Origin of the sequence: Clostridium sp. DMHC 10, from assembly GCF_001270375.1 — a bacterium.
Classification (GTDB): domain Bacteria; phylum Bacillota; class Clostridia; order Clostridiales; family Clostridiaceae; genus Clostridium_S; species Clostridium_S guangxiense.
This window is the reverse complement of sequence record NZ_LGVB01000004.1, coordinates 22,636-28,956: the sequence shown is the minus strand read 5'-3', so window position 1 is coordinate 28,956 and position 6,321 is coordinate 22,636. Positions and strand designations below refer to the sequence as shown.

General features: G+C 29.4%; 7 protein-coding genes. 6 read left to right on the top strand and 1 reads right to left on the bottom strand.

Annotated features, from left to right (window positions below; all coding sequences use genetic code 11):
* The first annotated feature begins 213 nt into the window (after positions 1-213).
* Complete coding sequence (locus AGR56_RS23135) at positions 214-399, top strand: hypothetical protein (RefSeq protein ID WP_347460343.1); 186 nt, start codon at positions 214-216, stop codon at positions 397-399.
* On the top strand, positions 375-1,484 hold the full coding sequence (locus AGR56_RS00510) for a ferric reductase-like transmembrane domain-containing protein (protein ID WP_347460345.1): 1,110 nt from the start codon (positions 375-377) through the stop codon (positions 1,482-1,484). The genes AGR56_RS23135 and AGR56_RS00510 overlap by 25 nt, the downstream gene beginning before the upstream one ends.
* A gap of 260 nt (positions 1,485-1,744) precedes the next feature.
* On the opposite strand, the gene AGR56_RS00505 is transcribed toward AGR56_RS00510, so the two are convergent.
* Positions 1,745-2,668 (bottom strand): carbon-nitrogen hydrolase family protein, encoded by a 924-nt coding sequence (locus tag AGR56_RS00505; RefSeq protein ID WP_053240711.1) that lies wholly within the window; start codon positions 2,666-2,668, stop codon positions 1,745-1,747.
* Positions 2,669-2,786: 118 nt separating this feature from the next.
* On the opposite strand from AGR56_RS00505, the gene AGR56_RS00500 reads away from it, so the two are divergent.
* From AGR56_RS00500 to AGR56_RS00490, 4 genes are all read left to right on the top strand, one after another.
* On the top strand, positions 2,787-4,013 hold the full coding sequence (locus AGR56_RS00500) for a PLP-dependent aminotransferase family protein (RefSeq protein ID WP_242851222.1): 1,227 nt from the start codon (positions 2,787-2,789) through the stop codon (positions 4,011-4,013).
* Positions 4,010-4,162, top strand: coding sequence for a hypothetical protein (locus AGR56_RS21000; protein ID WP_242851221.1), 153 nt, complete (start codon positions 4,010-4,012; stop codon positions 4,160-4,162). Before AGR56_RS00500 ends, AGR56_RS21000 begins: the two co-directional genes overlap by 4 nt.
* Before the next feature lie 277 nt (positions 4,163-4,439).
* A complete protein-coding gene (locus AGR56_RS00495; protein WP_053240710.1) occupies positions 4,440-4,739 on the top strand; it encodes a DUF6323 family protein in 300 nt (99 codons plus the stop codon).
* Between the two features lie 151 nt (positions 4,740-4,890).
* Positions 4,891-6,315 carry a DUF6179 domain-containing protein gene (locus AGR56_RS00490; protein WP_053240709.1) on the top strand — a complete coding sequence of 475 codons (1,425 nt, stop codon included), beginning with the start codon at positions 4,891-4,893 and terminating at the stop codon, positions 6,313-6,315.
* The last annotated feature ends 6 nt before the right edge of the window (positions 6,316-6,321 follow it).

The following is a 6,321-nucleotide window of genomic DNA, read 5'->3' as shown; positions in this document are numbered from 1 at the left end:
ATAGCTAAAAATAAGTTTTTAGTTTTTTAGCAATTTGCCTCTTAGATTTATTAATTTTCTTTAACATCTCAAAATACAGTTACTTCACCTTCTTTTTTTCTCAGCAACTTTAAGGTTATTCTAAGCTTATATTAAATTTAGGGGAGTATAGTTAAAGAAAATTAAGAATAAAAACTTGTGTATATATAAAGTTAGCAAAGGAGGAAATATAAAATGAAGAAAAAGTCTGGGATTTTAATTGTAATATTAAGTATATTTGTAACGGCAGTTTTATGGGGGAGCTCTAAACCTACTAGGACAATTCCAGTTGTAACTCAGTATTCTGAACTTTTAGCTTCTTTGGCACTTTTAGCTTTTGCCTTTATAAATTTTTTATTTCTACAAGGAATAAAATTTTAGATGATATATTTGATGGATTAGATAAATCTTATATATACCATAAATATTTAAGTATTTCAGCACTTTTATTGGTTGTAATTCACGATATAACGATAAGTATTGGAAAAAGAGTTCAAAGAAGTGAAGGAATTAGAATACCTAGAGATCCATATGCAATGTATGGAAGCTTTAGCTTATATTTATTTGTAATTCTTATACTTGCGGCTATTTTGTTAAAAAAACTTAATTATGAAAGATGGAAAAACATACACAAATTTATGATTATTGCTTATGCAATGGGAATTTATCATTATTACGGAAGTTCAGATTATGCTGCATTATCGTTTAGCGTATTTAGCATTTGGATGAATATTGTAAATATAATAGGAATTTTATCAGCTGTGTATAGTGTTTTTATATATGAAAGAGCAGCGTTTAAATATCGATTTAAGGTTTCTAAATTAAATGTAGTTGCAAATGGAACTTTAGAGATTACAGGAAGTTCACTTGGAAAAAGTATGAGCTTTAAGCCTGGACAGTTTGCGTTTTTGAAAATAAATGGTGGAAAAAATAACTTTACATCTCATCCATTTACAATAAGTGAAGCCCCAAAAGAAGATGAAATTCAATTTACAATTAAGGGGCTTGGAGATCATACAAAGGATTTATTTGAAACTCTTAAGGTTGGGGATGAATTTTCTGTGGAAGGACCTCATGGAAAGTTTGACTATAAAAATGGACTTAAAGATCAAATATGGATTGCTGGTGGAATTGGAGTTACTCCCTTTAGAAGTTTTCTTCAAGGGGACATTCCTCAAAATTATTCTATTGATTTTTTCTATGCGTATAATAATTCAGAAGAGGGCGCTTACGTGGAAGAATTAAAAACTTTAGTTAACAACAAAAATGTTAGATTGCACCTTGTTAATTCTAAGGAAAAAGGTTTTTTAACAGTAGATAAAATATTTCAAGAGGTTAAGATTACAGAAAAATTTGATGTTTACTTCTGTGGCCCTAAACCTATGAGAGAAGCTCTAAAAAAGCAGTTTGAGAGCAGTAAGGTGAGTCTCAATGAGCTCCACTATGAAAACTTTCAATTTAAATAAAAATTGCGAAGTAACAGTATTTTGAGATGTTAAATGAAAACTATAAATCTAAATCATCTCTTCAATACTGTTACTTCGCTAAGCCGGAAATTCAAGGTGGATTTTTCTCCGTTTCTCTACGAAAAATGCACTGTAAACATGGTTAAACAATATAATTTAATAGACATATCATATGTAAATTGGTTACAAAGATTCATGCCTAAAATTCCGTAGGTACGGAGGGATTTTTTCCTTGCACTACATTGTTACTTCGCACCATTTTATTGTTCGTGAATAACAAGTTCTAAAACATCTGGACGTGAATAGTGGCCTGTTCCATCAAATTCCATACGGCTAAGCGGAACCTTGTCCATATCGATGGCTATGTAGATAATTTCTTCTTTGTCCCATACAGGGTCTTTTACGTAATGTCCAAATGGATCGATAATGCAGCTGCCGCCGGTAAGAACTTTGTCTGGTAATTTTGCTATTTCATCTGGACAATGGAAGATATCAGGATACATATCTTTTGTGACATATTGATTTACATTAATTACATAGCAGTGTCCTTCTAGTGCTATGTGACGTATTGTAGTTTGCCATTCTTCATTGTTGTTTGTGTTAGGTGCAAGATAAAGTGTGACTCCTTTCTCATAAAGAGCAACACGTGCTAAAGGCATATAATTTTCCCAGCATATCAAACTACCCATGTTTCCAAAGGGGGTATCGATGATAGGAAATCCACCTTCATAGCCATCCCCCCAGATAAAACGTTCTGCACCAGTTGGCTTTAATTTACGATGTTTGTAGGCAAGTTTTCCATCTGGTGAGAAAATGAGATTGGTACAATAAAGAGTACAGGTGTTGATATCTCTTTCTGTAATACCAATACTAACATAAGCATGTACTTCACCAGCTGCTTTGGCAATGCGGTCTGTATCAGTACTTGGTACAATAACAGAATTGTCGTAATAAACCTTCCAGTCTTTTCTGCCTTCCTCGTTGCGATTGCCTATAGTAAAGCCAAAGGTCATTCCATATGGATAGCAAGGAATAAAAGATTCTGGAAAGACAATTAAATTGACATCTTGCTTTCCAGCTTCAAGAATTTCCTGAACAACTTTATCAATAGTTGCATCTTTATTAAACATAACAGGTGCTGCTTGCACAAGAGCAACTTTGCAATTTTTTTCTAATTGTTTCAAGCTTAATACCCCCTTTATACTTGTGTGATTTATATTTTGATTATATTATAGTATAATTTCAGTATCAATTAATAAAATCTCAATCTGTTATAGTACAAAATCAAGGGAGCTGTTTAAATTGCTAAAGTACCAATTGATTGCTAAATATATCAAAGATGAAATTTCAAGCGGAAGTTTGGCGGCAAAGAAAAAATTACCGTCACTTAGAAGGGTATCTGAATTGTTTGATTGCAGTGTTGGTACAGTTTTAAAAGCTTATACTGAACTTGAAAAGGAGCATATAGTTTATTCTTTATCCAAAAGTGGTTATTATGTACTAGAAAGTGATCTTTTTAATAATAATTCATATGACAACTCTTTAATTGATTTCTCATCTGGAGCTCCAGATATTAAAACTTTGCCTTATAAAAAATTTCAACATTGCTTAAATAATGCTATAGAACTTTATAAAGAAAATCTGTTTACATATTCTAATCCAAGAGGACTTAATTCATTAATACAGGTTCTAACTAAGCATCTAGAGGAATATCAAGTATTTACTAAGCCTGAGAATATTGTTATAACTACAGGTTCTCAGCAAGCATTAAATATCTTAACAAATATGTCATTTCCAAATGGAAATTCTAAGGTACTTGTGGAACAACCAACTTACTATGGAATGATTAGAACCCTAGAATTAAATAATATTCCTACCGTGGGAATTGAAAGAAGATTTAATGGCATAAATCTTGAAAAATTAGAAAGGCTGTTTAAATACGGCAGCATTAAATTCTTTTATACTATTCCTAGATTTCACAACCCAACAGGAAATTCATATACTAGGCAGGAAAAAGAGGCAATTGCAAAAATGGCTGAAAAATATAATGTATATATTGTTGAAGATGATATTATGGCGGATTTAGAAACAGATAAGAAATCTGATCCTATATTTGCTTATGACACTTCTTCAAAAGTAATTTATTTAAAAAGCTATTCTAAAATTCTTATGCCTGGTTTAAGAATTGCGGCAGTTATATTGCCTAAATTACTTATAAATACTTTTCTAGAATATAAAAAATGGTTAGATATGAATAGTCCAATATTATCTCAAGGTGCTTTAGAAATTTATTTGAAAAGCGACATGCTAAGTAAACACAGAAAAAAAATGAGCAAATTGTATTCTGATAGAATGAGCTGCTTAGAAAATACTCTTTCGTCACTTAAACAATCTAAAATAAAATGGAATGTCCCTAAGTCTGGGTATTTTGCTTGTATTTATATAGATAATAAATTGAGATATGACAAAATAATGAGCACATTATCAAATCAAAATATACAATTGTTAGATACAAGGACTTGTTTTTGAGAGAATATAAAACTGATAATTATTTTAGGATTAGCATAAGTAAAACGAATGAAGAGAAGATTAAGAGAGGTATTCCTGTAGTAATAGATACTATACAAAAATATTTAACTGATGACAATGAAAGTTTTGATTCTTATCCTAAAATATAAGAGCATAACCAATAAAATGGCTGTGCTCTTTATTTTATTAATACGCATTAATATTTAATTTAACAAGTATTTTTGATTTTAGAATAGGAAGAAATATGTATACTTATAAATTTTAGGCAAATAGGTTTTTAGTCAACATTGAAATGTATGATATTCATTTGAATTATGCTTGACTTGAGTATACGACACGAGTATAATTATTGTACTACTGAAATTATATTATACCACATTTCAAAATAAAAGTCAATAGTAAAATTGAAAAAAGGGGTGCTTTTTTATGAATATACCTGATATTTTTACTTTGGAACAAGCAAGTTTAAATGAATTTTATGCTAATGAATTACTTCAAACTAATGAAGAAACTGAAAAATATGGCTTGGTGCTGACTTTAGAGGATGCAAAGCAAATTATAAAACAAAGAAGAAAAACACTTAAAGGTTATGGGAGAATCGATTTAAATTTTGATGTTGTGAAAAAAATAATTAAGATTTTTAGTTCATCAACCTTTATAAATGATGAAAATTATGTAGATATTATAATTGGTCTCCAGGAAACTTTTTTATTATTTAAAGAATGAAACAGAAGATCAAATTGGTGATGATAAGTTAATTAATATAATGAAAAACTTGTTTGAAAATTCCTGTGAGGGTTCTCTTGAATTATTGAATAGTAGATTAGAAGAATTTTCGAGAACTTTTAGAAAGAATTTATGTTAGGGAGATGATGGTGTGATTTTAAAGCTTAAAAATAAGGTGTTGGTAAATAGCGAGGGAAAGATAAACGTTAAAAAGTTAAATAAAAATCAATATATAATTTCGCTTTTTAAAGAAGCAATAAAAATTGGATTAATGAGTGAGAATGAAATAATTAGAGTTCAAGTTGATATAATGAATTTGCTAAAAGATTTAATTTTAAGATATACAAAAGGGGAAAGCACTTCTGTCACTGTAGAAACCTCTGAAAGTTTGCTTAATTCCATTTTATATGCGATAGATTTTTATATGCTTAAAATGGATAGTCCAGAAGCAGCAGTTATGGAACTAAAAGAAAAAAGTATAAAACAAATATACGAAAACGGTATTGAGCTTATTAGAAATTGTATAATTGATACAAAAAAGTTGTATGGAAAAATAAAGAGAAACAAGCTTAGGATTGAGCTTGAACCTTATAATACTACGATAGAAGAAATTTTATGTTTTTTTGAAGAATATAATATAGTTTTTGGAGCACATAATGGAATGGGTAGCATAGATTATCCCTTGGTATTTGACGATATGACAGTAAGAGGAGTTTCATATATTAAAAATTATTTAGAGCATTTAGAAATTGAAACTGAATTTTGCAGGTTGTTTAGCGAAAAAGAGATTAATAGAATCTTAGTTGGTTATGAAAAAATGTGCAGGTTAAGCCATAACATAGAGTTAATAAATATATTTGAAATTTTAATAAATAATTCTTTATTTTCTGTTTTATGCGGTAATGAAGCAAGGCAGCTAAATATAACAAAATATCAATTTAATAAGATGAATGAAAAACTTAAGAGGCTTACCCAGGTAGATGGACTTATAAATGATGCTATATTCAGGATAGTTGATGAGTTAAGGATAAAAAATGAATTTCTTATAGGATATATAAATAATTACAAGAAGTTATTTGAAAAGAGGCTTATAAGCGTATTAAAAAATAACCGCTTAGATACTTTTATAGTGGTAGAGAATAAAGAAGAAGTAAAATACACTTTTGCTTTTGATGAAGGAAAAAGGATGAGTGAAGGTGAATTTAATTCAATGGTAAAAAGAATAATGAAGGTATCAAAAATTGAAGATAAGATTGAAATTATAAATTCAAATGTCAATTCACTTCAGGACTTCATTGATGTTTTTAACTGCGATTGTTTTTTTGGAGAAGAATTCGAAAAGGTGTTTGATTCACTTTCTGATATTGAACTTGCCATTTTTGTAAAAGTAGTGTTTTATGAGGAACTTAGGAATGAAACAGCTGATTTATCAATTATTATATATCAGAAGAGAGACGTTGAGGCTGAATGGCAGGAACATTTCATTAAATTTATGGAAGGGTTATGCAGGGAGAGAATGGCTAAAATTGAAGAAGTGCTTGATAAAATAGACTATGAGGAAATTAAATTTTACTAAAAGTAT

Excerpts from the sequence above, each read along its gene's own strand:
- AGR56_RS23135 (WP_347460343.1), top strand. The coding sequence starts at position 214 with ATGAAGAAAAAGTCTGGGATTTTAATTGTAATATTAAGTATATTTGTA.
- AGR56_RS00495 (WP_053240710.1), top strand. The coding sequence starts at position 4,440 with ATGAATATACCTGATATTTTTACTTTGGAACAAGCAAGTTTAAATGAA.